Source organism: Streptomyces sp. NRRL B-24572, assembly GCF_002156145.1.
GTDB lineage: Bacteria > Actinomycetota > Actinomycetes > Streptomycetales > Streptomycetaceae > Streptomyces > Streptomyces vietnamensis.
Window position 1 is genome coordinate 1 of record NZ_MWIG01000930.1, and the last position, 1,578, is coordinate 1,578.

Consider the following 1,578-nt stretch of genomic DNA (forward strand, 5'->3'; position numbering starts at 1 on the left):
CGAGCTCGGCGAGTCCGGCGAAGGTGGCCTTCAGGGAGAAGTCGGTGACGGAGACGTCCGCACCGGGGCGTTCGCGGACGGCGTTGGTGAGCGCGGGGGCGAGCAGGGAGTGGCCGCCGAGCTTGAAGAAGTTGTCGTCCGGGCCGATCGACGCGGCGCCCAGGACCTGGGTCCACACGCGGGCGATGAGCTCCTCCGCGCGGCCGTCCAGGCCGTCGGTGCCGGTGCCGGTGGTCCGGGACTCCGTGCCCGCCGTCGGGGTTTCGAGCCGGGTGGGCAGCGCGGACCGGTCGAGCTTGCCGCTGGGCGTCGTGGCGAACCGGTCCACCGCGACGTACGCGCTCGGCACCATGTAGGCGGGCAGGCCGTCCGAGAGCGCGGCGCGCAGGGCGGTGGCGTCGCCGCCGCGGTGGTAGGCGATCAGGCAGGCGGTGCCGCCGGCGTCCTCGCCGAGGATCACGGCCGCCTCGGCGACGCCGTCCGCGCGGGTGAGGGCGGCCTCGATCTCCGGGAGTTCGATGCGGTGGCCGCGCAGCTTGACCTGGCCGTCGGCGCGGCCGAGGTAGACGAGCCGGCCGTCGGGCAGCAGCCGGCAGCGGTCGCCGGTGCGGTACATGCGCCCGCCGGAGCCGTCACCGGAGACGATGTCGGCGACGAAACGTTCCGCCGTGAGTCCGGGGCGGTGGCGGTAGCCACGGCCCACGCGCGGGCCCGCGAGGTACAGCTCGCCGGACTCCCCCGGCCCGACCGGGACGAGCTTCTCGTCGAGCAGGCGCATCCGGAGGCCCGGCAGGACGGTGCCGATGTGCGGCTCCCCCGATCCGTCGATCCAGCCGGCGGTGGCGTCGACGGTGCACTCGGTCGGACCGTACACGTTGAGCGCGCGCAGCAGGCCGGACCGGTGGGCGGCGGCCAGCCGGTCCCACAGCGCCGGGCTGATCGCCTCGCCTCCGACGAGGAGGGTCAGCGGGCGCGGGCCGCCGTCCTCGGTGAGCAGGTCGAGGAGCGGGTCGGCGTGCGAGGGGGTGATGTCGAGATCGGTGAGGGCCTGCTCGTCGACGAAGGCGGCGAGCAGCGACGGGTCGCGGCGGGTCTCCTCGTCGATCATGACGAGGGTGTCGCCCCGGCAGAGCCGTGTCCACTGCTGCACGGAGGCGTCGAACGACGGGGAGGCGTTCCAGCCGACCCGGCAGCCCTCGCCCGTGGCGGCGCCCGCCTCCTCCAGTTCCTTCAGCAGCAGGGAGGCGGCGGCGCGGCCGATCTCGACACCCTTGGGGCGGCCGGTGGAACCGGAGGTGTAGATGACGTAGGCGAGCGTGTCTCCGGTGACCGGAACGGGCGTGTACGGGGACGGGGCCGGGTCACCGCTCGGGGTGGCCGCCAGCTCGGCGAACGTCACGGCGCGGGCCCCGGGGGCCGGGGAGCCGGCCGTGCCGCTCGTACCGTCCGTGCCGCTCGTACCGGCCGCCGTACCGCTCGTGCCGTCCAGGACCACCAGGTCGGCGCCGGAGTCCTCGACGAGGTAGCGGCGGCGGTCGGCGGGCAGCGCCGGGTCGACCGGCAGGTAGGCGGCGCCGG

General features: G+C 75.5%; 1 protein-coding gene. It reads right to left on the reverse strand.

From position 1 onward, the window contains the following. Nucleotides 1-1,578, reverse strand: a 1,578-nt coding sequence (locus CCN56_RS38445; protein WP_107484297.1) for a non-ribosomal peptide synthetase, incomplete at both ends; no start/stop codon positions are given.